This is a genomic window from Tatumella sp. JGM130 (assembly GCF_018257525.1).
GTDB lineage: Bacteria > Pseudomonadota > Gammaproteobacteria > Enterobacterales > Enterobacteriaceae > Tatumella > Tatumella punctata.
Window position 1 is genome coordinate 25,284 of the sequence record NZ_JAERJS010000027.1, and the last position, 22,123, is coordinate 47,406.

General features: G+C 51.9%; 21 protein-coding genes and 1 tRNA gene. 13 read left to right on the forward strand and 9 right to left on the reverse strand.

Going from position 1 to position 22,123, the window contains the following annotated elements; genetic code table 11:
- Nucleotides 1-38: 38 nt before the first annotated feature.
- The 3 genes from JK211_RS12625 to JK211_RS12635 all read right to left on the reverse strand — a co-directional run bounded on the left by JK211_RS12625 (nucleotide 39) and on the right by JK211_RS12635 (nucleotide 2,967).
- Nucleotides 39-1,213, reverse strand: a protein-coding gene (locus JK211_RS12625) for an IS3 family transposase (protein WP_212709025.1) whose coding sequence is annotated in 2 segments (ribosomal slippage) — nucleotides 39-955 and nucleotides 955-1,213 — 1,176 coding nt in all. Because the reading frame shifts where the segments join, the coding sequence is not laid out codon by codon here.
- 267 nt (nucleotides 1,214-1,480) lie between these two features.
- Nucleotides 1,481-2,695: an integrase arm-type DNA-binding domain-containing protein gene (locus JK211_RS12630; protein WP_212709026.1), complete on the reverse strand. Its 1,215-nt coding sequence runs from the start codon at nucleotides 2,693-2,695 to the stop codon at nucleotides 1,481-1,483.
- Nucleotides 2,696-2,890: 195 nt separating this feature from the next.
- A tRNA-Arg gene (locus JK211_RS12635) sits at nucleotides 2,891-2,967 on the reverse strand.
- A gap of 178 nt (nucleotides 2,968-3,145) precedes the next feature.
- On the opposite strand from JK211_RS12635, the gene folD reads away from it, so the two are divergent.
- Entirely contained in the window at nucleotides 3,146-4,012 is an 867-nt protein-coding gene (gene folD / locus JK211_RS12640) for a bifunctional methylenetetrahydrofolate dehydrogenase/methenyltetrahydrofolate cyclohydrolase FolD (RefSeq protein ID WP_212709027.1), read from the forward strand.
- Complete coding sequence (gene ybcJ / locus JK211_RS12645; RefSeq protein WP_212709028.1) at nucleotides 4,012-4,224, forward strand: ribosome-associated protein YbcJ; 213 nt, start codon at nucleotides 4,012-4,014, stop codon at nucleotides 4,222-4,224. Before folD ends, ybcJ begins: the two co-directional genes overlap by 1 nt.
- 69 nt (nucleotides 4,225-4,293) lie before the next feature.
- Here the strand turns inward: ybcJ and cysS are convergent, their stop codons facing one another.
- On the reverse strand, nucleotides 4,294-5,679 hold the full coding sequence (gene cysS, locus JK211_RS12650; protein ID WP_212709029.1) for a cysteine--tRNA ligase: 1,386 nt from the start codon (nucleotides 5,677-5,679) through the stop codon (nucleotides 4,294-4,296).
- Between the two features lie 212 nt (nucleotides 5,680-5,891).
- Here cysS and ppiB point away from each other — a divergent pair, with 212 nt between their 5' ends.
- From ppiB to JK211_RS12680, 6 genes are all read left to right on the forward strand, one after another.
- Nucleotides 5,892-6,386, forward strand: coding sequence for a peptidylprolyl isomerase B (ppiB, locus tag JK211_RS12655; protein WP_212709030.1), 495 nt, complete (start codon nucleotides 5,892-5,894; stop codon nucleotides 6,384-6,386).
- Nucleotides 6,386-7,102, forward strand: coding sequence for a UDP-2,3-diacylglucosamine diphosphatase (lpxH, locus tag JK211_RS12660; RefSeq protein WP_212709031.1), 717 nt, complete (start codon nucleotides 6,386-6,388; stop codon nucleotides 7,100-7,102). The genes ppiB and lpxH overlap by 1 nt, the downstream gene beginning before the upstream one ends.
- Nucleotides 7,103-7,240: 138 nt before the next feature.
- The gene (purE, locus tag JK211_RS12665; RefSeq protein ID WP_212709032.1) at nucleotides 7,241-7,750 is read left to right on the forward strand and encodes a 5-(carboxyamino)imidazole ribonucleotide mutase; all 510 of its coding nucleotides are present in this window, start codon (nucleotides 7,241-7,243) and stop codon (nucleotides 7,748-7,750) included.
- The gene (gene purK, locus JK211_RS12670; RefSeq protein ID WP_212709033.1) at nucleotides 7,747-8,811 is read left to right on the forward strand and encodes a 5-(carboxyamino)imidazole ribonucleotide synthase; all 1,065 of its coding nucleotides are present in this window, start codon (nucleotides 7,747-7,749) and stop codon (nucleotides 8,809-8,811) included. The genes purE and purK overlap by 4 nt, the downstream gene beginning before the upstream one ends.
- 154 nt (nucleotides 8,812-8,965) lie before the next feature.
- The gene (locus JK211_RS12675) at nucleotides 8,966-9,754 is read left to right on the forward strand and encodes an SDR family oxidoreductase (RefSeq protein WP_212709034.1); all 789 of its coding nucleotides are present in this window, start codon (nucleotides 8,966-8,968) and stop codon (nucleotides 9,752-9,754) included.
- A gap of 76 nt (nucleotides 9,755-9,830) precedes the next feature.
- A complete protein-coding gene (locus JK211_RS12680) occupies nucleotides 9,831-10,688 on the forward strand; it encodes a co-chaperone YbbN (RefSeq protein ID WP_212709035.1) in 858 nt (285 codons plus the stop codon).
- A 5-nt stretch (nucleotides 10,689-10,693) separates the two neighbouring features.
- Here the strand turns inward: JK211_RS12680 and cueR are convergent, their stop codons facing one another.
- The gene (gene cueR / locus JK211_RS12685) at nucleotides 10,694-11,107 is read right to left on the reverse strand and encodes a Cu(I)-responsive transcriptional regulator (RefSeq protein ID WP_212709036.1); all 414 of its coding nucleotides are present in this window, start codon (nucleotides 11,105-11,107) and stop codon (nucleotides 10,694-10,696) included.
- A gap of 153 nt (nucleotides 11,108-11,260) precedes the next feature.
- Here cueR and JK211_RS12690 point away from each other — a divergent pair, with 153 nt between their 5' ends.
- The 3 genes from JK211_RS12690 to ybaK are packed head-to-tail and all read left to right on the forward strand — an operon-like array spanning nucleotide 11,261 to nucleotide 15,180.
- Nucleotides 11,261-13,810 carry a copper-translocating P-type ATPase gene (locus JK211_RS12690; RefSeq protein ID WP_212709037.1) on the forward strand — a complete coding sequence of 850 codons (2,550 nt, stop codon included), beginning with the start codon at nucleotides 11,261-11,263 and terminating at the stop codon, nucleotides 13,808-13,810.
- Nucleotides 13,803-14,651, forward strand: coding sequence for a TraB/GumN family protein (locus JK211_RS12695; RefSeq protein ID WP_371734638.1), 849 nt, complete (start codon nucleotides 13,803-13,805; stop codon nucleotides 14,649-14,651). Before JK211_RS12690 ends, JK211_RS12695 begins: the two co-directional genes overlap by 8 nt.
- A gap of 49 nt (nucleotides 14,652-14,700) precedes the next feature.
- The gene (gene ybaK / locus JK211_RS12700) at nucleotides 14,701-15,180 is read left to right on the forward strand and encodes a Cys-tRNA(Pro)/Cys-tRNA(Cys) deacylase YbaK (protein ID WP_212709038.1); all 480 of its coding nucleotides are present in this window, start codon (nucleotides 14,701-14,703) and stop codon (nucleotides 15,178-15,180) included.
- Here the strand turns inward: ybaK and JK211_RS12705 are convergent.
- Complete coding sequence (locus tag JK211_RS12705; protein WP_212709039.1) at nucleotides 15,177-16,043, reverse strand: LysR family transcriptional regulator; 867 nt, start codon at nucleotides 16,041-16,043, stop codon at nucleotides 15,177-15,179. The genes ybaK and JK211_RS12705 overlap by 4 nt on opposite strands.
- A gap of 94 nt (nucleotides 16,044-16,137) precedes the next feature.
- Between JK211_RS12705 and JK211_RS12710 the strand changes: the two genes are divergently transcribed.
- Nucleotides 16,138-16,566 (forward strand): PACE efflux transporter, encoded by a 429-nt coding sequence (locus JK211_RS12710; protein WP_212709040.1) that lies wholly within the window; start codon nucleotides 16,138-16,140, stop codon nucleotides 16,564-16,566.
- Between the two features lie 434 nt (nucleotides 16,567-17,000).
- Nucleotides 17,001-18,686, forward strand: a complete 1,686-nt coding sequence (ybaL, locus tag JK211_RS12715; RefSeq protein WP_212709041.1) for a YbaL family putative K(+) efflux transporter — start codon at nucleotides 17,001-17,003, stop codon at nucleotides 18,684-18,686.
- 46 nt (nucleotides 18,687-18,732) lie between these two features.
- Here the strand turns inward: ybaL and JK211_RS12720 are convergent, their stop codons facing one another.
- From JK211_RS12720 to adk, 3 genes are all read right to left on the reverse strand, one after another.
- Complete coding sequence (locus JK211_RS12720) at nucleotides 18,733-20,034, reverse strand: inosine/guanosine kinase (protein ID WP_212709042.1); 1,302 nt, start codon at nucleotides 20,032-20,034, stop codon at nucleotides 18,733-18,735.
- Nucleotides 20,035-20,099: 65 nt separating this feature from the next.
- Entirely contained in the window at nucleotides 20,100-21,059 is a 960-nt protein-coding gene (gene hemH / locus JK211_RS12725) for a ferrochelatase (protein ID WP_212709043.1), read from the reverse strand.
- A 121-nt stretch (nucleotides 21,060-21,180) separates the two neighbouring features.
- Entirely contained in the window at nucleotides 21,181-21,825 is a 645-nt protein-coding gene (gene adk / locus JK211_RS12730) for an adenylate kinase (protein WP_212709044.1), read from the reverse strand.
- Nucleotides 21,826-22,123: the final 298 nt, after the last annotated feature.

Consider the following 22,123-nt stretch of genomic DNA (forward strand, 5'->3'; position numbering starts at 1 on the left):
TTATGCCCTCCCTGTTGGTATAAGCATTATTGTAGTGGTCAACAAAAACTGGCCACGGCTTTAGAGTTTTCCCAAAACAATCTTTCTGATTCATTCGGCGTCAGACCACCATTATATTGATGAGGTCTGAGCTGGCTGTAATATCCTGTGATGTAATTCGTTATTGCCGTGCTGGCTTGGCTAAAATTAGCGTAGCCATTATCCGGTACCCACTCTATTTTCAGACTTCTGAAGAACCGTTCCATTGGGCTGTTATCCCAGCAATTTCCCCGGCGACTCAGACTTTGCTTTATCTGATATCTCCACAGTAACTGCCTGAAATTCCTGCTGGTATAGTGACTGCCTTGATCCGGGTGATACAGTAAATTAGCCGGTTTTCCCCGTGCTTCCCAGGCCATCGACAGGGCTTTACCTGTCAGTGCTGAATCAGGGAAAAATGACATCGCCCAGCCAACCGGTTTACGGGAAAACAAATCGAGTACTACAGCCAGATAAGCCCAGCGTTTTCCCGTCCAGATATAAGTCACATCACCGCACCAGGCCTGATTAGGCTCGGTAACAGCAAACTGGCGATCCAGATAATTAGGGATCTCAATGTGTTCCTTAGGCGCCTTCTTATAACGATGTCCAGGTTGCTGACAGCTGATAATATTGAGCGCTTTCATTAGCTTTGTTGCCCGCCAGCTGCTCAGTTTTATACCTTTGGTGGTGACCATCGCGGCAATGCTTCGCGCTCCTGCTGAGCCGTTACTTTCGCGATAAACTTCACGCACAAGGCTCAGTAATGCCACTCTCGTGGCGTCAGGCTTCCTGGGCTGCCGCCAGTATTTATAACTGCAGCGATGAACCCCAAACACGTTGCACACAATGGCAACAGGAAACCGCGCCCTGAGTTTCTCGACTAATGAGAATTGTTCAGGGAGTCTGACATCAAGAGCGCGGTAGCCTTTTTTAATATATCCCTTTCCATTTCAACACGTTGAAGTCTTTTCTTTAGCTCGCGTATTTCAATCTGCTCAGGTGTCATGGGTGAAGCAGTGGGTGATTTTCCCGCTCGCTCTTCTTTCAGTTGTCGAACCCATTTGTCCATTGTGGATTTGCCGACGTTCATTGCCGTAGCAGCGGCGGCAACGGTGTAATGCTGATCGAGTACAAGCTGGGCAGCCTCGAGGCGAAACTCGGGGCTAAAATTGCGTCTGTTACGTCCGGTCATAATGTCACCTGTTTTTACTGTGAGGTGATGATATCACCTCTATTCAGGTGGCCAAATTCACTATGCCACTACATATCGAACCGGAAATACCATCATTTGTACAAACATGTGTTGGTAGATGTACGTTGATATCGGTTGACCTTGAGAGAGTTAATATGGCGGAAAAGACAGGTAACTTCTGGATTTCAGGCATAAAAAAAGACCTCAGTTGAGGTCCATTTACATACTTATGGTGCCGAAGGCCGGACTCAAACCGGCACTATAACTTCACCCCATTTCACGTAGCTTCACAATCTCACCATCCCCCTGCTTCTCCAGCCTGTTCACATAATCCCCATACCACTGCAACATTTCTCTACGCTGTTCAAGATACTGCGCATGGTTGTACGTGCCACGAATAGTGTTCTTATCCACATGCGCCAACTGTAATTCGATCCACTCTGTGTTATAGCCTTGTTCATGCAGGATAGTACTCATAGTGTGTCTGAAGCCGTGCCCTGTAGCCTTCCCATGATATCCAATCCGTTTCAGTACCTGATTGATACTCGCTTCACTCATTGGCTTCGTAATGTCGTTGCGTCCAGGAAATACCAGGTTATAGCGCCCTGTCACGGCCTGAATCTCCCGCAGTGCCCCCACAACTTGATCTGATAACGGCACAAGGTGAGGTCGCCGCATCTTCATCCTTTGTACCGGCACTTCCCAAACCAGCTTATCGAAATCGAATTCTTTCCATTCAGCCATGCGGAGCTCAATGGTGCGAACGCCAGTTAGCATCAGAATCTTTGTTGCAAGCCGGGTAATTGGGCTACCAGAATAAGCGGCAAGTGCCTCTAAAAAAGCAGGAAGTTCATCCGCTAACAGGTGAGGATAGTGCACAGATTTTGGCGGAGTTAGTGCGCTTGCTAGTTCTGAGGCTGGATTAGATTCAGCACGCCCTGTGACAATGGCGTAACGAAACACCTGGTTACAGGCCTGACGGATTTTACGCAGCTTATCGAGGACGCCACGTTTTTCGAGTTTACGCAGTGAACTGAGGATCTCCAGAGGCTTGAGCTCTGCAATCGGGCGCTTACCGATATCCGGGAAGATATCGTTTTCAAACGCTTCCATAATGTCTTCAGCATAACCTTTTGACCAATTAGGGCGTTTGTACTCATGCCATTCCAGAGCAATTGCTTTAAAGGTATTTTCTACTGTCGCTTTGCGTGCTTGTTTCTCAACCTTTTTCTGTTCGCTGGGATCAATAGCGTTAGCGACTTGCCGTTTAGCTTCGTCTCTTCGCTGTCTTGCTTCAGATAAGGAAATTTCCGGATAGATACCCAACGCCAGCATCTTTTGTTTGCCGTCAAAGCGGTACTGTAAGCGCCAGTATTTAGATCCATTAGGATGAACCATTAAATGCATGCCTTCTCCATCAGTAAGCTTATAGGGCTTGTCGGTAGGCTTTGCACTTCTTACCTTCACATCGGTTAATGCCATTTGAGGCTCTCCGTTGCTGGTTGTTGGTACAAGATTCCATTGAACAGGGATGTACCATCACATATACCAACAGATATTACTTGATGTTGATAGATGCAGGTAGATATTGAGAGAGTTTCGACGCGCTAAAATCAGTCAAACCACTGAATTTCAGGCATAAAAAAAGACGCCAGTTGACGTCTATTTTCTTCGAAATGGTGCGCCCTATAGGATTCGAACCTATGACCTACGGCTTAGAAGGCCGGTGCTCTATCCAACTGAGCTAAGGGCGCCCTGATTTCCGACGAATTATACGGTCACCGGCAGATGAGTCAATGTTTTTACGCGACTTTCTGTTTTACTGCTGAAGCTTTAAACAACAATCAGCGATTCTTTGCCTGACAGCACGCGTTGCTTCTGACAGAATAGATACCTCACCCTATGACTCTAACTCCGTGGATTTTTTCTCTGATGTCAGCACAGATTATTGATGGTAAAACGATTGCGCAGCAGGTCCGGCTTGAAGTTGCAGAAAAAGTGAAACAGCGCCTGGCGGCGGGTAAACGTGCCCCCGGCCTGGCCGTAATTCTGGTCGGCGACAACCCGGCGTCACAAATATATGTTGGCAGTAAACGTAAAGCCTGTGAGGAAGTCGGTTTTGTCTCCCGTTCTTATGACCTTCCGGCCACCACGACTGAACAGGAAGTGCTGACATTAATCGATCAGCTGAATAACGATCATCAAATCGACGGCATACTGGTGCAGTTGCCGCTGCCGGAAGGTATCGATAATATTAAAGTGCTGGAGCGGATTGCTGCCGATAAAGACGTCGATGGCTTTCATCCTTATAACGTAGGACGTTTATGTCAGCGGGCGCCGCTGCTGCGTCCCTGCACCCCGCGCGGAATTATCACCCTGCTGGAACGGTATTCCATTGACACTTTCGGTTTAAACGCCGTGGTCATCGGGGCCTCGAATATTGTTGGCCGTCCGATGAGTCTCGAATTGTTACTGGCCGGATGTACCACCACTGTCACTCACCGGTTTACCCGTAATCTCCGCCAGCATGTTGAAAATGCTGATCTGCTGGTGGTCGCCGTAGGTAAACCCGGGTTTATTCCCGGCGACTGGATTAAGCCAGGTGCGATTGTGATTGATGTCGGTATTAATCGTCTGGAAGATGGTCGTGTGGTGGGTGATGTCGAGTTTGAAACCGCTGCCGGACGTGCCTCATGGATCACCCCGGTACCGGGCGGGGTTGGCCCGATGACAGTAGCAACCTTAATACAGAATACTTTGCAGGCTTGCGAAGAATATCACGACGGAGAAACAGAATAATGGCAACCTTCTCACTGGGTAAATTTCCCCATGTTGAACTTTGCGACTTACTGAAACTGGAAGGCTGGGCCGAAAGCGGTGCCCAGGCAAAAGCATGTATTGCGGATGGTCTGGTAGCCGTGGATGGTCAGACCGAAACCCGTAAACGCTGTAAAATTGTCAGCGGACAGACCGTCGTTTTTGCCGGTCAGTCGATCAGCGTTATCCCGTAATTATACCACCCAAAAAAACGGGCGACCGGTTACCCCTGTCGCCCGTTTTTTGCTGATTAGGCCTGCAGATTATTTACGGCGCCAGCTGGTTCCCTGCGGGCCGTCTTCCAGAATAATCCCCAGCGCATTCAGCTTGTCACGGGCAACGTCTGCCTGCGCCCAGTTTTTGCTTTCGCGGGCATCTTTGCGCATTTTGATCAGGGCTTCAATTTCAGCAACCTCATTATCGCTGCTGCCGGCAGCACTTTGCAGAAAGGTTTCCGGATCCTGCTGCAGAATACCTAATACGCTGGCCAGCTGGCGTAATTTTGCTGCCAGAGCATCCGCAACCGCGCTGTCCTCAGCTTTGAGGCGATTAACCTCACGTCCCATATCAAACAGCACCGAATAAGCTTCCGGTGTATTAAAGTCATCATCCATCGCATCACGGAAACGCTGTTCAAACTCTGCACCGTCGGCAGCCACGGCCTGAGGATCTGTATTGCGCAGTGCGGTATACAAACGTTCCAGGGCAGCACGGGCTTGTTTCAGGTTATCTTCGCTGTAATTCAGCTGACTGCGGTAATGTCCGGACATCAGGAAGTAACGTACAGTTTCTGCATCGTAATGCTTCAGTACATCACGGACCGTGAAGAAGTTACCCAGTGATTTTGACATTTTCTCACGGTCAATCATCACCATCCCTGAGTGCATCCAGTAATTCACATACTCACCGCCGTGGGCACAGGTTGACTGGGCAATTTCGTTTTCATGGTGCGGGAACATTAAATCCGAACCGCCACCGTGAATATCAAAGTGTTCACCCAGCTGTTTGCAGTTCATGGCTGAACATTCAATATGCCAGCCGGGACGTCCGTTGCCCCACGGCGACGGCCAGCCCGGTTCGTCAGCTTTCGACATTTTCCACAGCACAAAGTCCATCGGATTTTTCTTTACATCGGTAACTTCCACCCGCGCACCGGCCTGCAGTTGCTCCAGGTCCTGTCGCGAAAGCTCACCATAATGGCGGTCACTTTGTACATCGAACATCACATCCCCGTTGCTGGCCACATAGGCATGGCCACGCTGCAACAGTTTTTCCACCAGTGTAATGATTTCGCCGATATGCTGAGTTGCCCGCGGTTCAGCGTCCGGCGGTAAAATGCCCAGCGCGGCAAAATCAGCATGCATTTCCGCAATCATCCGCTGAGTCAGCGCGCCAATGGTTTCACCGTTTTCATTGGCCCGCTTAATGATTTTGTCATCGATATCGGTAATGTTTCTTACATATTTCAGCTGATAGCCCAGGTAGCGTAAATAACGGGAAACGACATCAAAAGCGACAAACGTCCGGCCATGTCCGATATGGCACAGGTCATAAACGGTAATACCGCACACGTACATGCCTGCTTTACCTGCATGTATAGGTTTGAATTCCTCTTTTTGTCTGCTCTGCGTGTTATAAATTTTTAGCATTTAACTGTATCCGTTTAAACGTGTGCGATAACTGTGGTTATTGTGCCGTATTTTTCACGTGACTGCGACGTAAAGCAAGTCATCAGCCGTGATCAACCTCCGCCATACTGCCGTAAGCCTGAAATTTATGATATAAGGAGCCTCTGCGATTACCCTTCCCCGTTAGGCAGGAAGAGTTAAAATACTGACAATAACCATGACAGGATGAAATTATGGTCACTTTCCAGACGAATTTTGGTGATATCGTTATTAAAACTTTTGACGATAAAGCACCGGCTACCGTGAAAAACTTCCTGGAGTACTGCCGTGAAGGTTTCTACGATAATACTATTTTCCATCGCGTGATTAACGGCTTTATGGTTCAGGGCGGCGGTTTTGAACCGGGAATGAAACAGAAATCCACGAAAGAAGAAATCCGTAACGAAGCAAACAACGGCCTGAAAAACACCCGTGGTACGCTGGCAATGGCCCGTACCTCTGCGCCGCACTCTGCTACTGCACAGTTCTTTATTAACGTTGCTGATAACGATTTTCTGAACTTCCGTGACGAAAGCCTGCAAGGCTGGGGCTACTGTGTGTTCGCAGAAGTCGTTGAAGGGATGGATGTGGTTGAAAAGATTAAAGCCGTTTCCACCGGACGCAGTGGTATGCACCAGGACGTACCAAAAGATGACGTCGTCATTAATAAAGTGATCGTCAGCGAGTAATGCCGCGAACGCTTTTTATTGCAGATTTGCATCTGTGTCAGGAAGAACCGGCAATCACTGCCGGTTTTATGCGTTTTTTACAACGCGAAGCGACAGACTGCGACGCTCTGTATATTCTCGGTGACCTGTTTGAAAGCTGGATCGGTGATGATGACCCGGCCCCGTTACACCGGCAGGTTGCTGAGGCGCTGTCTGCCCTGCCGGTTCCGGTCTTCTTTATTCACGGTAACCGTGACTTTCTTCTGGGTAAGGCATACGCCAGCCGCAGTGGCATGACGTTGCTTGCGGAAGAAACACTGCTGGAATGCTACGGCCAGCGGGTATTGATTATGCACGGCGATACACTCTGTACTGATGATCAGGGGTATCAGCGTTTTCGCCAAAAAGTGCATCAACCCTGGCTGCAACGGGTTTTCCTGATGCTGCCGTTATTCCTGAGGCAGAAAATTGCGGCGCGGTTACGCAATGACAGCCAGCAGGCCAACCAGTCAAAAAGTCTGCAAATTATGGATGTTAATCAGCAGGCGGTTGAACAGGTGATGGAACGTTACCGGGCCTCTGTGTTGATCCACGGCCATACCCATCGTCCGGAAATACACTTTCTGCAGATAAACCACCAGCCCGCCGAACGCGCCGTACTGGGTGCCTGGCACCATCAGGGGTCAATGATCCAGCTGGATGCCAGCGGTGTGAGTTTAATTGCCTTCCGCTGGTAAATTTCGCGCTGATTGTCCGGTTGTGTCGTGACGCAACCGTTTTCCTTCCGGCCGTCTCATGCTATTCTCACGCCCTTCTCAATGTGTATAGCCTGTACCTCTGTCCAGGTTTTCTATCTGCTCACAGGAGTTGACCGCATGTCGTCGAATACTGCCCCGGCCCGTATCGCTATTATTATGGGTTCTAAAAGTGACTGGGCTACGATGCAGTATGCTGCAGAAATCCTTAATGAACTGAATGTTGATCACCACGTGGAAGTGGTTTCCGCGCACCGTACGCCGGACAAATTATTCAGTTTTGCTGAGAATGCCCGTCAACAGGGTTTTCATGTGATCATCGCCGGAGCCGGTGGCGCGGCCCATTTACCGGGCATGCTGGCGGCAAAAACCCTGCTGCCGGTGCTGGGTGTCCCTGTTCAGAGTGCCGCTCTGAGCGGTGTTGACAGCCTGTACTCTATTGTCCAGATGCCACGCGGTATTCCGGTCGGCACCCTGGCGATTGGTAAAGCCGGTGCAGCAAACGCCGCCCTGCTGGCCGCCCAGATTCTGGCGGTTAACGATCCATCGCTGGCACAACGTCTGTCAGACTGGCGCACGGCACAAAGTGAAGCTGTACTGAACAATCCGGACCCGCGGGAGGATGCATGAAGTCAGTTTGCGTACTGGGTAACGGTCAACTGGGACGCATGCTGCGTCAGGCCGGCGAACCGCTGGGGATCGCGGTTTATCCGGTCGGCACCGATGCCGAGCCGGAAGCACTGCCCATCCGTCAGAGTGTGATCACCGCAGAGATAGAACGCTGGCCGGAAACGGCCCTGACCCGTGAACTGGCGAACCACCCGGCCTTTGTTAACCGGGATATTTTTCCGCGCCTTGCTGATCGCCTGACCCAGAAGCAATTACTCGACCAGTTGGGACTGGCAACCGCTCCCTGGCAGTTACTGAGCAATGCGCAACAGTGGCCGGAAATTTATAACCGGGTGGGTGAGCTGGCTATCGTTAAACGCCGTACCGGCGGTTATGATGGCCGCGGGCAATGGCGTTTGCGTCAGCCCGAATGCCTGAGCTTACCCGCAGACTGCTATGGCGAATGTATCGTTGAGCAGGGCATTAATTTTTCCGGCGAAGTCTCACTGGTCGGAGCCCGTGGCCGCGATGGCAGTACCGTATTTTATCCCCTGACGCACAACCTGCACCACAACGGTATTCTCCTGACCAGCGTCGCTTTACCAGTACCGGACGCCGCACAGCAGCGTCAGGCAGAAGCTATGCTTACGGCGATTATGCAGGAACTGGAGTATGTCGGTGTTATCACGATGGAGTGTTTCGTGACGCCGGAAGGCTTGCTGATCAATGAACTGGCACCTCGCGTACACAACAGTGGTCACTGGACACAAAACGGAGCATCGGTCAGCCAGTTTGAGCTGCATCTGCGAGCCATCCTCGGATTACCTCTGCCTTCACCGGTGGTCTTTGCCCCTTCAGTGATGGTGAATATCATCGGTTGTGCACTGAATCAGCAATGGCTGGAGCATGCGCTGGTACATCTGCACTGGTACGAAAAAGAGGTGCGTCCGGGACGGAAACTGGGCCACCTGAATCTTACGGACAGTGGCCGGACGCGCCTTATATCAGCGCTGCGGGCTCTGGTTCCTCAGTTACCCGATGAATATGCGGCCGCCATCGACTGGGCGACCGAAAAATTGTAACTGCCTGCCGGTACGGGAAATTCATGTTTCCCGTATCTCCTGCCGGACACGCGTTTTCCCGCCCGTGATTGGTGCCGTAGCCACCTTATATGCAATACTGCAGCTATTCCGGCTGGTATCTGATACCAGCTATCTGCCATTAACGTGTGAGCCTATGCAAAAAAATATCTTAATTACCGGCTGTTCAAGCGGCATCGGGGCTGTGGCTGCCGGGGATTTGCTGAGTCGTGGTTATCGGGTGCTTGCTGCCTGCCGTAAACCGGAAGATGTCAGCCGTATGAACCAGCTGGGATACACCGGGATACTGCTTGATCTCGATGATCCGCAAAGTGTCGGGGCCGCGGCCAGTGAGATCACGGAACTGTGCAACGGAACATTACACGGACTGTTCAATAATGCCGGGTTCGGGGTCTATGGCCCGCTGAGCACCCTCTCCCGCCGCCAGCTGGAACAACAGTTCGCGACCAATTTCTTTGGCGTCCATCAGCTGACCATGCTACTGCTGCCCGCCTTACAGGCCAGCGGCCAGGGACGGATCATTAATACCAGTTCCGTGATGGGGCTGATTTCCACCCCGGGCCGTGGTGCATATGCCGCCAGCAAATATGCGCTGGAAGCCTGGTCTGATGCCCTGCGAATGGAAATGAAGCACAGCGGTATCCGTGTCAGTCTGATCGAGCCGGGCCCGATCTCCACCCGCTTTACCGGCAATGTATTGCAGGGAGAAGCAGACCGTCCGGTAACAAATCCCGGTATTGCCGCCCGTTTTACCCTCCCGCCCCGGGCGATACTGCCTAAATTACGTCATGCGCTGGAGAGCCGTTATCCGCGCCAGCGTTATCCGGTCACCGTAGTAACCCATGTAATGTCACTGGCACGGCGTTTATTACCGGGGGTTATCCTGGACCGAATTTTAAGCACTCATTCAGCACCGGACAAATAGCCGCTTGAACCCGCGCCGTCTGTCCCCATATCTGACGGATAACGGTTATACTTTTTCAGACGAAGGAACATAGCTTATGTCACCCCAGCCCCCGATTATTGATGTTAATGAATCCAATCTGCAGCAGGTACTTGAGCAGTCAATGCAGGTACCGGTACTGTTTTATTTCTGGTCACCCCGCAGCCAGCAGTGTCAGGAGCTGACACCGGTACTGGAGAAACTGGCTGCTGAGCACCATGGGCAATTTCTGCTGGCGAAACTGGATTGTGATGAACAGCAAATGGTCGCCTCACAGTTCGGATTACGGGCCATTCCGACCGTCTATCTGTTTAAAGATGGTCAGCCGCTGGATGGTTTCCAGGGGCCGCAGTCGGAAGACGCGGTACGGGCGTTGCTGGAAAAAGTGCTGCCACGGGAAGACGAAATAAAAGTACAGCAGGCGCAGGCATTACTGGAAGAAGATAAACCACTGGACGCACTACCGCTGTTAAAAGATGCCTGGCAACTCAGCCAGTACGCCAGTGAAACCGGCTTTTTACTGGCCGAAACGCTGATCCGTCTCAACCGGGGTGATGAAGCTGAAGAAGTTTTAAAACACGTCCCACTGCAGGATCAGGACACCCGTTATCAGGGACTGATGGCACAGATCGATCTGCTGCGTCAGGCCGCTGATACCCCGGAAATTCAGCAACTGCAGACAGATCTTGAGGCTGACCGGACCAATACCGCTATTGCCGCTAAACTGGCAATCCAGTTTCATCAGGTCGGACGTAATGAAGAAGCACTGGAATTATTGTTTGGTTTTCTGAAAACCGACCTCGCTGCCGGACAAGGCGAGTTGCGTAAAACGTTCCAGGAGATTCTTGCAGCGCTGGGAACCGGTGATGCGCTGGCCGGTAAATACCGCCGTCAGTTATATTCCCTGCTGTACTAACCGCCTCAGGGCGCGGAGTGACCTCTGCCGGTACAGCCGGACAGGCTGTCGATAATCGGGCACTCCGCGCCATCATCTCCCGGACAGCGTTCTGCCAGTGCGAGTAACCGCTGGCGCATTCCCTCAAGCTCCGCCATTTGCCGGTCAATATCACTGACTTTACGTAACGTCCTGGCTTTAATATCTGCACTGTGCCGGTGCGGATCGTTAAACAACCCCACCAGCTCACGACACTCCTGCAGGCTGAATCCGACCAGACGAGCCTGGCGCAATAATGTCAGTTCTTCAACATGGTGATCCGTATAGCTGCGGTAACCGTTCGCGCTGCGCCGGGGCGGCGTCATAATCCCCTTTTCCTCATAGAACCGAATCGCCTTACTGGATAAGCCGGTTTTTCTGGCGACATCACTGATGTTCATATTATTTCTCCGTTGCTTTACAGGCTCGGCTGCGACAGGTTCTGACAGAGATCCGGTTAAACATATCGTTTTTATTGACCTTTACCTTACAGGAAGGTTTACACTTTTAGCACTGAGACTGACTTATGATGACCTGATAAAGGAGATTTACTTATGTCTGAGACTCTGACTTTTCAGCTGGATGGCCTGTCCTGTGGCCACTGTGTTAAACGTGTCAAAGAAGTACTGGAACAGCGCAGTGATGTTACCACTGCCGAGGTGACCCTGGAACAGGTGGTCGTCACAGGAACAGCCTCTGCCAGCGAGTTAATCCGCGACATTGAACAGGCCGGTTACCATGCCAGTCAGCAACCGGGTAACCGCGACCCAAAGCCTGAACCGCTGACAGCAACTGACCCCGTGCCGGACGGGCTGGCAGCGGAAAAAAAACGTCCGGCCTCCCCGGATGAAGATAACCCACAGACGGTTCAGCTACTGATTGACGGAATGAGTTGTGCCAGCTGTGTCAGCCGGGTGGAGAAAGCACTGAACCAGGTCGCTCATGTCCGTCAGGCACGGGTTAATCTGGCCGACCGCAGTGCGCTGGTCAGCGGGCCTGCCGATCCGCAGGCACTGCTGAAGGCAGTGAGTGACGCCGGTTACCAGGGGATAGTGATCAGCGATGACAACCAGCGTCGCGAACAACAACAACAAACTTCACGTCAGCATTTTATTCGCTATAGCTGGCAGTCTGCTGTTGCGCTACTGACGGGGATCCCGGTGATGATTTGGGGCATGAGCAGCGGAAATATGATGCTCACCGCAGATAACCGGCTGACATGGCAGCTTATCGGTCTGCTGACCCTGCTGGTAATGATTATCGCCGGCGGCCATTTTTATCGCAGTGCATGGAAAAGCCTGAGTAACCGCAGCGCCACTATGGATACTCTGGTAGCCCTGGGAACGGCTGTGGCATGGGCCTATTCAGCCACAGTCGTACTGTTCCCTGATAGTTTCCCGGAACCTGCCCGTCATCTTTATTTTGAAGCCAGCACCATGATTATTGGCCTGATTAACCTCGGTCATGCCCTGGAACAACGCGCCAGACAGCACTCTTCACAGGCGCTGGAGAAACTGCTTGACCTGACCCCGCCGCAAGCCACGGTCCTGAAAGATGACGGGGATGTGTCGTTGCCGGTCAGCCAGATTCAGCCGGGTATGCGACTGCGGTTACGGGCCGGGGATCGTGTTCCGGTGGATGGAATTATTGATGCCGGTCAGGGACTGATTGATGAATCGATGCTGACGGGTGAAGCCTGGCCACAGCAAAAAACCACCGATGATAAGGTCAGTGCCGGAACCCTGGTCTGCGATGGCACCCTGAGTTTTCGGGCTACTGCCACCGGACAAAATACCGCCCTGGCGCGGATTATCTCGCTGGTCAGAAATGCCCAAAGCAGTAAACCGAAGATCGGTCAGCTGGCCGACAGAATTTCATCCGTCTTTGTACCTGTAGTGATCCTTATCGCCCTGTTTAGCGGACTGGTATGGTATCTGGCCGGCCCGGCACCACAATTTGCCTACAGTATGGTGGTCATCACCACGGTGCTGATTATCGCCTGTCCCTGTGCTCTGGGGCTGGCCACCCCGATGTCGATCATTGCCGGAGTCGGCCGGGCCGCAGAGGCCGGGATCCTGGTCAAAGATGCCGATGCCCTGCAACAAGCCAGCAGTGCAGATACGGTGGTATTTGATAAAACAGGTACACTGACCACCGGTCAGCCTGCAGTGACTTTGATCACCACATTTAACGGGTTTTCTGAACAACAGATCCTCGGTTATGCCGCAGGTCTGGAAGAACACTCAGCACATCCGCTGGCGACAGCCATAAAAAACCGGGCAGCCGGCACTGAATTTCAGCCAGTCAGCCAGTTAACCACCCTTGCCGGGAAAGGACTGTCAGCAGCCAGTGGCAGCCACCCGTTGTTGCTGGGTAATCAGCGTCTGCTGACCGAAGCAGCCGTGGATATTACTGCGGCCGAAAACAGCCTGAAGAACGCCGGACAGCAGGGAGAAACGCCGGTATTACTGGCTATAGACGGACAACTGGCGGCGGTGATCGCGGTAAGTGATCCGCTGCGCCCGGAAGCAGCTGGCGTGATCAGTCTGCTGAAAAAACGTGGCTATAAGGTTGTGATGCTGACCGGTGACCGGCAAAAAACCGCACAGGTGATTGCCGATCGGGCGGGCATCAGCGAGGTGATTGCCGAGGTACTGCCGGAAGAAAAAGCATTAGCTATAAAAACCTTACAGCAGGCTGGCCACCGTGTTGCCATGGTCGGTGACGGGATTAATGATGCCCCGGCCCTGGCCTGTGCCGATACCAGTATTGCTATCGGAGGCGGCAGCGACATTGCCATCGAAACAGCGAGCATGGCACTGATGCGTAAGGATTTACAGGCGGTGGCTGACGGGCTGATGATTTCTGTCGCCACCCTGAGAAATATGAAACAGAACCTGGCTGGTGCTTTCGTCTACAACTGCCTGGGGATCCCTGTCGCCGCCGGAGTGCTCTACCCACTGACCGGTACCTTACTGAACCCGGTAATCGCCGGGGCCGCGATGGCATTATCCTCTGTCACTGTGGTGACAAATGCTAACCGCTTGTTACGTTACCGTTTACCTCAGCAGAATAAGCTGTCCCTGAACGGAGGAAATGACTAGCATAGTATTATCGAATGTAATTACAGGATCTCCGGTCATGGTGACACTGTGGAAAGCGCTGCAAAAACTACGGCAGATACTTATGCCGGTCAGTTACTCCTGGCCGGCCACAGATCTGCAGGTCAATCACTGCCGGATCCATCTGGTGGGCAGCATTCATATGGGAACCCGTAATATGTCCCCGCTACCCGCGCCACTGCTAAACCAGTTGCGTACCGCTGATGCGCTGATCGTTGAAGCGGATATACTGTCCGCGCCTTCTCCCCTGAATACCCCCGGAGAGCGGGCGGGACTCACTGAACGCTTTACTGCTGCACTGACCGCTGAACTGGAGAAACGCTGTGCAGAATATAATATTCCGCGAGCGACTATCGAACATTTACCGGCCTGGCAGATTGCCCTGATCCTGCAAAGTCGTCAGGCTGAACGGCTGGGATTGCGACCAGAATACGGTATTGATTACCAGCTGCTACAGGCGGCTAAGACCATAAATAAACCGGTGATCGAGCTGGAAGGGGCTGAAACCCAGTTAGCCCTGCTGACCCGTTTACCCGATGATGGCCTTGCCTTACTCAGTGATTCATTACAACACTGGCATACCAATGCCCGGCTGTTACAGACCATGATCAGCTGGTGGGTCGAAGGGCCGCCCCGCAAAAAAACCGCAGCCACACTGCTGCCTTCCACCTTCAGTAATCCGTTAAATGACACGCTGATCAGGCAACGTAATCTGGCATGGAAACAGCAGCTCAGTCAGCTGGATGCCGGTCGCTATCTGGTGGCGGTAGGTGCTCTGCATCTTTATGGTGATGATAACCTCCCCGCCATGTTGGTACAGTAAGCTCCGCCGGCCCCTGTTTTAGGCTTTACCTGGTAAAAAAGGACTCGTTATGACCCCCGCTATCAATCTGCTGGAAAAGCAGAAGATTAAATTTCTTATCCACCACTATGACCATGACAGTAATGAAACCAGTTTTGGGGATGAAGTGGTGCGTAAACTGCAACTCAATCCTTCGCAGGTCTATAAAACACTGCTGGTGAGCCTGAACGGTGAGAGTAAAAATCTCGCGGTAGCGGTTACTCCGGTGTCGGGACAACTGGATTTGAAAAAAGTCGCCAAAGCCCTGTCAGCAAAAAAAGCGGATATGGCCGATCCACAACTCGCACAGCGGGTAACCGGTTATCTGGTCGGGGGGATCAGCCCGCTGGGTCAGAAAAAACGGCTGCCGACCGTGATTGATCAGAGTGCTTCACAACAGGCGGAAATATATATTTCCGGCGGTAAGCGCGGTCTGGACATTTCACTGGCACCGGCGGATCTGGCCGCGTTACTGACCGCATCCTTTGCAGATATTGCCCGTCACGATTAATCTTTCTGTTGACATAACTGGTCAATCATCCAGTAGCCGGCAGGTCCCGGCGGATGGCGGGTTGACCAGATCACATCCATACGGCTTTCCTGCTGCCAGCCTGCCAGGTGCAGCTCCTGCAATACACCACGTCCGAACTGCCGAACCATCCAGCAGGGCAAAGTACTCCAGCCAAAGCCCTGTTCTGCCATATCCAGTAGTAACAGATAAGAAGATGCAGACCATGACTGCCCCTCCGCTTTATTTTCCGCAGGGCGGATCCAGGTATTCAGCCGTAACTGGCGTACCTGTTTCAGCCTCGGGCCGGTTAATGACGTCTCCGCCGCGAGCGGGTGCTGATGGTGTATATAAATGCCCATTTTTACCAGTACCTGCAAGCGTCGTGCCTCCAGTTCCGGGGACAGCGCAGGTTGCTCACGGACAACACCAAGATGCGCACGACCGGTCTGTAATAAATCCAGCACATCGTCGTCTTCCGCGACCATACATTCGAACTCAATATCCTGAAAACGGTCCGCAAAACGGTGCAGTAATACCTCATGGTGATCTGCCGGCCAGACATCTGAAATAGCCAGGGTCAGCCGCGGTTCTATACCCCGTGACAGCCGGATAGCCAGGTCATCCAGTCTGCGGCTGGCAGCCAGAATATCTTTTACCCGGGCAAGGGCCCGTAAGCCTTCTTCCGTCAGTACCGGTTGCCGCCCGCTACGCTCGAATAATAAGAACCCCATATCATCTTCCAGCCGGGCCACTGCTGCGCTGATGGTTGACTGGCTTTTTCCTAAGTAGCGGGCCGCCGCAGAGAACGACCCGCTGGATACCGTCTGGACAAAGGCTTCGAGTGACTCCGGTGAATAACGCATATTCTGACCTATCGGTTTTTACGATACTTAGTCATTTTACCCTTTTTGTACATCCTGTGAAAATATGCGTTACATCTTTGCGGAGTGAATAAAAATGCGTACCCGTTCAGCGACTGAGCGTTTATTACATACCATTAATTATGAATTTTTTGCCTTACTGATTACCATCCCCGGCGCAGCATGGATTATGAATAAACCTGTTACCGGGATCGGCATGACGGCTATCGTTTTGTCCCTGTCAGCGATGGTCTGGAACCTGATTTTTAATATCTTTTTTGACCGGTTTTATCCGCCACAGAATCCGCGCAGCCCCGCGGTACGTATAGTACAGGCGGTCGGTTTTGAAGGCGGTTTTGTGGTATTTGCGGTTCCGGTCACCGCAATGATGCTGAGTCTGGACCTGCTGTCTGCGCTGATGCTGGATATTGGCTTTCTGTTGTTCTATCTGCCTTATACTTATCTGTTTAACTGGTGCTGGGATAAACTGATAAACGCAATTCTGGTGCGTCGCAGTAACCGCTGATGCAGAACGGGCCAGCAATGCCTGCAGCAAAAGCTGATATCAGCTTTCCCCGGAGCAGGAAAAACGGGTAACTTTGCTGCGGGCAACACAGAAAATAGTTTTATGGCCGCCGGTTTTCTGTTTATCAGCTGAATTAATGATTGTATAAATCTGCCGCTTTGTTCATAAATCAAAAAAAATATCATCAATCTCTCATCTTTCGCAGGCGCTGTTTGTCCTTACGCCTGATTTTCGTTAGTCTGCTTTCCGCCACGCTATTTGTTATTCATTGTTAATGCTGAAAAATTAACTATTTTGTATAAAGAAGCGTAATTTTCCACCTGATTATGGTTTTTTTTGCTATTTTTGATAAATAACCCTTTTTTATTTTATCGATTGATTTGCCCCATCGTCCGCGGCCGGAGCAGGGATTGCCAGGCCATTAAGGAGAGACAATGCACCATTCCACCCCTTTGATCACCACTATTGTTGGCGCACTGGTGCTGGCTTTTTTGCTCGGCATGCTGGCTAATAAGCTCCGTTTTTCTCCGCTGGTCGGTTATTTACTGGCAGGCGTGCTGGCGGGTCCCTTTACCCCCGGGTTTGTTGCCGACACAAACCTGGCCCCGGAGCTGGCAGAACTGGGCGTCATTTTGCTGATGTTCGGCGTCGGGTTACATTTCTCTCTTAAAGACCTGATGTCGGTAAAGGGTATCGCCATCCCCGGAGCTATTGCGCAGATTATTGTCGCTACTTTACTGGGGATGGGACTATCTTACGCCCTCGGCTGGAGCCTGATGACCGGGCTGGTCTTCGGGCTTTGCTTATCTACGGCCAGTACCGTTGTACTGTTGCGGGCGCTGGAAGAACGTCAGCTGGTTGACAGCCAGCGCGGACGTATTGCCATCGGCTGGCTGATAGTCGAAGACCTGGTGATGGTGTTAACTCTGGTGCTGTTACCGGCTATCGCAGGCATGATGGAACAGGGGAATGCCAGCGTCAGCCTGCTGTTATGGGATCTGATGATCACCATCGGCAAAGTCGTGGCCTTTATGGTGATTATGATCGTCTTTGGCCGCCGCGCCGTCCCGTGGATTCTGGCAAAAAGTGCCGCGACCGGGTCACGGGAACTGTTTACCCTCGCAGTACTGGCTCTGGCCCTGGGCATCGCTTTCGGTGCCGTCGAATTTTTTGATGTCTCCTTTGCGCTGGGTGCATTCTTTGCCGGAATGGTCCTTAATGAGTCTGAACTCAGCCACCGGGCGGCCCATGATACGTTGCCGCTGCGGGATGCCTTCGCGGTGCTGTTCTTTGTCTCGGTCGGCATGTTGTTTGACCCGCATATCCTGATAGAAAGGCCGTTGGCGGTACTGGGTGCCCTGGCAATTATTCTGTTCGGGAAATCCGTGGCTGCCTGGCTGCTGGTCACCTGGCTCGGCCATACCCGGCGTACCGCGATGACAATCTCTGTCAGCCTGGCGCAGATTGGTGAGTTTGCATTTATCCTCGCCGGACTGGGGGTATCACTCGGACTACTGAACGACGATGGGCGTAACCTGGTACTGGCAGCAGCCATCATGTCGATTATGATCAACCCGGTGATGTTCTCGCTGGCCGAACGCTATCTGATGAAAACAGAACAGCAGGTCGATCCGGCCCAGCCGGTCTCTGAAGAAGAAGAGCCTATGGTGCCGCTGGAAATCTGCGACCATGCGGTTATCGTAGGGTACGGACGTGTCGGCAGCCTTCTGTGCCAGAAATTACAGAATCTGCGCATTCCGGTGGTGGTCATAGAAACAACCAGGGCTCGCGTCGAGGTAGTTCGTGAACAGGGAGTTCCCGCAGTCTCGGGGAATGCGGCCCGCAGTGAAATTATGGATGTGGCCCGCCTTGACTGTGCCCGCTGGCTATTGCTGACCATTCCGAATGGTTACGAGTCCGGAGAGATTATTGCGGCAGCACGGGAAAAACGGCCGGATATTGCCATTATTGCCCGTGCCCATTATGACGATGAGGTGACCTACATTCTGGAACACGGCGCAAACCGCGTGATTATGGGCGAGCGGGAAATTGCCAATAGCATGCTGGATATTCTGGAAACGGATATCGAACAGCAACCGTTAAGAGAATGTGCTATCTGATACCCTGCCCGTCAGCCCGCGGTATGGGCTGACGGACAGATACTGATCAGCGGTCCCAGTAAGCTTCTTCCAGGCTGTCTTCACGTTCCGGTAAACCACGGCTCAGGCGTGGTGAGTGTTGGTTAAGTACCTGATAGCTGACCCGGTTTGCATATTTGCAGACCTGAGCCAGAGAAGAATAGGTCAGATACTGCTGCACATGTTTACTTGAGTTCGGGACTTTCTGACGGTGATAGTTATTTGCCGAAATATCATGTAATACCGCCGCCAGAGCACCATCCCCTGCTCCGTTAGTATTCATTATTTTTTCAGGACCGCCCATATAAGGCGCAATATGTGAATATATCTTTGCCGGCTGCCGGCAGTCCTGACGACGCATCCCACGGCTGAATTCGTACTGGTTAAACTCCGGAATTGCTCCCGGAAGTAATGGCAGATTAGTTTTTCGCCGGGTTTCCTGTTCGGTAAAGCCGGCCATATACAGCCCCGCGGGGCCGGCGGTACAGAGTACCAAATCAACCCATTCCAGTGCTTTATCCGCCGCCAGCAAAGGATCTGATTCTCCGGTCAGTTCACAGGCTTCATCTTCATTCATTGCCACAATCGAAATATGATCACGCAGAAAATCACGCCAGAATTGCGGGTTATCGGCAATCACGTGGCGTGTCCCCAGGGTCAGAACCACCGGCACCTGATGCTTTTTCGCATATTCAATCGCTTTCATGGTGGCCTGAGGCATAGGTTCACCCTCTTTTGCCCGTACCAGGTAGGATGTCAGCACCAGTACTGAGGCATCTGCAATCACCTGTTCAGTGATGCTTTTCGGTTGCAGCTGATTCATATCCCCCGGGCTGATGGCAAAGGTACGCTCGCCATGTTCACCAATCAGGGTGTAGCACCGGCCGATAGAGCCACAGACACCCTGCAGATAGTTTAAATCGACTTTGCTGGAGGTATTACACAGATAACGGTAAGCGTAATCACCGATCCTGATATTGTTACACATCACCCCCAGCAGTACTGAACGATCATCAGACAACACCGAGTAGTTATGCAGTGTATTACCGATAGTACCACCGGCAAACTGATGACTGATCAGCTGTCCGTTAAACAGTTCCTGATAAAGCGCTTCAGCCACATCATTTTCGATCACCAGCGAGTGTCCGCGGCTTAGCCCGTACCGTTCGATAAAGCTGTCATCAACCTTAGCCTCGATATCCACCATAATCTGGTCAATACCTACCACCGGGGATGTGGTTTCTGAATCGGCCGGTGCGGCCTGTAATAACGGGTCTCTGGCACTGACCGGGAAATAATGTTTAGACTTACGCTGACCGGGAAATTTCATGTTTTTCTGTTAATCGCAGGAATAAAGCGCGAATACTAGCATAATCCCGGCGATTAACGGATATTTCATCGGTACTGGCTGACCAGTTGCAACATCATGTCGATATGCAAATCATCATCATTCAGTGCCGGAATATATTCAAATTTCTCGCCGCCGGCATGCAGAAAGAATTCACGGTTCTGTTCATTAATTTCCTCCAGCGTTTCCAGGCAGTCGGCTGAAAATCCGGGGCTCATCACCTGAATATGACGGATCCCTTTACCGGGTAAAGACTTCACCGTTTCATCCGTATAAGGCATCAGCCATGGCTCGCGACCAAAACGCGACTGGTAAGTCATCATCAGTTGCTGTTCTGATAACCCCAGAGCGTCACGCAGCTGACGGGCCGTATCCTCACAGCGTTGCGGATAATCATCGCCCTGGTCCGCAAAGCGCTGCGGTATACCATGGAAGGAAAGCAGCAGTACATCCGGCTGACCGTGCAGAGCAAATGACCGCTCCACCGAGGCTTTCAGGGCCGCGATATAACCGGGGTGGGTCGCATAATCACGGATAAACTGAATATCCGGCATGCTGCGGCGCGGCAGGAAAATCCGGTACAGGGCATCCCAGACCGCTGAAACCGTTGAGGAAGAAAATTGCGGATAGAGCGGCAATACAATCAGCCGTGTCACACCCTGCTCCAGCAACTGTTCTACAGCACTGGTCAGCGAGGGATTACCGTAACTCATGCCGAGGGCAACCGGCATATCGGTTTTTGCTGCCAGAGCATCGCGCTGACGTTTGCTGTATACCATCAGCGGTGAACCTTCCTCCATCCAGACAGAGGCATACAGTTTTGCCACCCTCGGTGAACGTAACGGCAGAATGGCACCATTTAATACAGGCCACCAGATGAGCCGCGGTACATCAACTACCCGCTTATCACTGAGAAATTGCTTCAGGTAACGTTTTACTGCAGATGGCGTTGGTGCATCAGGCGTGCCTAAATTAACCAGCAGTACGCCCGGCTTATCTTGCCTCATAGTAATTCCTTGATAATAGGCTGATACAGTGAAGGGGATATTGTAGCGGATCCTGGCGAAGGGAAAAGCAATTGCTGCTATCGTTAAGATTGCGAACCGGCAGATCCGGCCCGCACAGGGATTACCCGAGGATAGTTGCCAGCTGGTTACTGACTTCAGATACCGGACGGGTACCGTCAATTTTCTGGTAGCGGGTACGACCTTCTGCTGCTTCTTTGCTATAATAAGCAATCAGCGGCGCGGTCATCTGATGGTATTCCACCAGCCGTTGACGGACAGTTTCTTCCTGATCGTCTTTCCGGGTTGTCAGTGCTTCACCGGTCACGTCATCTATCCCTTCCTGTTTCGGCGGATTGTAGCTGACATGATAAACGCGTCCGGAAGGGGCATGTACACGGCGACCGATAATACGGTCAACGATGATATCGTCAGGTACCGCAAATTCCAGCACCACATCGACAGCAATACCGGCCTCTTTCATCGCATCTGCCTGCGGGATAGTACGGGGAAAGCCATCCAGCAGAAAACCTGCTTTGCAATCGTCCTGCGCAATACGCTGTTTAACCAGTGCAATCACCAGTTCATCTGTTACCAGCTTGCCAGCATCCATAATGGCTTTGGCCTGTAGCCCCAGCTCCGTGCCCGCTTTGACTGCCGCACGTAACATATCACCGGTAGAAATCTGCGGAATAGCGTATTTCTCCATAATGAACTGAGCCTGAGTTCCTTTACCTGCACCCGGAGCACCGAGCAAAATAATACGCATTGCGTAATACCTCTTGCGAATCGCGTTTAATAAACTTTCAGAAGGGCAAAAACATACCATTATGTCCGGTTCTCCACAAGGACAGGAGCGGCTGTCAGCCTGCTAAACAAGGGGAACTGTACAGAAAGACGGCTTGTTATGCGTAACATCCGACGGGATACAGATCTCCCTCCATCTCTGCGGCTTTATACCTGCTCACCACGAACACAGAAAGACGTCAAAAAAAAAGGTTCATCGCACCTTAGCGTGAATTAATAGAAAACGGCGGTAAAAGTGGTTAGTTTTGTATTCGCCAAAA

Bases quoted from the DNA above. Each gene is read 5' to 3' on its own strand.
- JK211_RS12630 (WP_212709026.1), bottom strand. From the start codon at position 2,695: ATGGCATTAACCGATGTGAAGGTAAGAAGTGCAAAGCCTACCGACAAG.
- cysS (WP_212709029.1), bottom strand. From the start codon at position 5,679: ATGCTAAAAATTTATAACACGCAGAGCAGACAAAAAGAGGAATTCAAA.
- ybcJ (WP_212709028.1), top strand. From the start codon at position 4,012: ATGGCAACCTTCTCACTGGGTAAATTTCCCCATGTTGAACTTTGCGAC.
- JK211_RS12710 (WP_212709040.1), top strand. From the start codon at position 16,138: ATGCGTACCCGTTCAGCGACTGAGCGTTTATTACATACCATTAATTAT.
- JK211_RS12675 (WP_212709034.1), top strand. From the start codon at position 8,966: ATGCAAAAAAATATCTTAATTACCGGCTGTTCAAGCGGCATCGGGGCT.
- lpxH (WP_212709031.1), top strand. From the start codon at position 6,386: ATGCCGCGAACGCTTTTTATTGCAGATTTGCATCTGTGTCAGGAAGAA.
- JK211_RS12720 (WP_212709042.1), bottom strand. From the start codon at position 20,034: ATGAAATTTCCCGGTCAGCGTAAGTCTAAACATTATTTCCCGGTCAGT.
- adk (WP_212709044.1), bottom strand. From the start codon at position 21,825: ATGCGTATTATTTTGCTCGGTGCTCCGGGTGCAGGTAAAGGAACTCAG.
- folD (WP_212709027.1), top strand. From the start codon at position 3,146: ATGTCAGCACAGATTATTGATGGTAAAACGATTGCGCAGCAGGTCCGG.
- purE (WP_212709032.1), top strand. From the start codon at position 7,241: ATGTCGTCGAATACTGCCCCGGCCCGTATCGCTATTATTATGGGTTCT.
- JK211_RS12705 (WP_212709039.1), bottom strand. From the start codon at position 16,043: ATGCGTTATTCACCGGAGTCACTCGAAGCCTTTGTCCAGACGGTATCC.
- JK211_RS12695 (WP_371734638.1), top strand. From the start codon at position 13,803: ATGACTAGCATAGTATTATCGAATGTAATTACAGGATCTCCGGTCATG.
- purK (WP_212709033.1), top strand. From the start codon at position 7,747: ATGAAGTCAGTTTGCGTACTGGGTAACGGTCAACTGGGACGCATGCTG.
- JK211_RS12680 (WP_212709035.1), top strand. From the start codon at position 9,831: ATGTCACCCCAGCCCCCGATTATTGATGTTAATGAATCCAATCTGCAG.
- ybaL (WP_212709041.1), top strand. From the start codon at position 17,001: ATGCACCATTCCACCCCTTTGATCACCACTATTGTTGGCGCACTGGTG.
- ybaK (WP_212709038.1), top strand. From the start codon at position 14,701: ATGACCCCCGCTATCAATCTGCTGGAAAAGCAGAAGATTAAATTTCTT.
- ppiB (WP_212709030.1), top strand. From the start codon at position 5,892: ATGGTCACTTTCCAGACGAATTTTGGTGATATCGTTATTAAAACTTTT.
- cueR (WP_212709036.1), bottom strand. From the start codon at position 11,107: ATGAACATCAGTGATGTCGCCAGAAAAACCGGCTTATCCAGTAAGGCG.
- JK211_RS12690 (WP_212709037.1), top strand. From the start codon at position 11,261: ATGTCTGAGACTCTGACTTTTCAGCTGGATGGCCTGTCCTGTGGCCAC.
- hemH (WP_212709043.1), bottom strand. From the start codon at position 21,059: ATGAGGCAAGATAAGCCGGGCGTACTGCTGGTTAATTTAGGCACGCCT.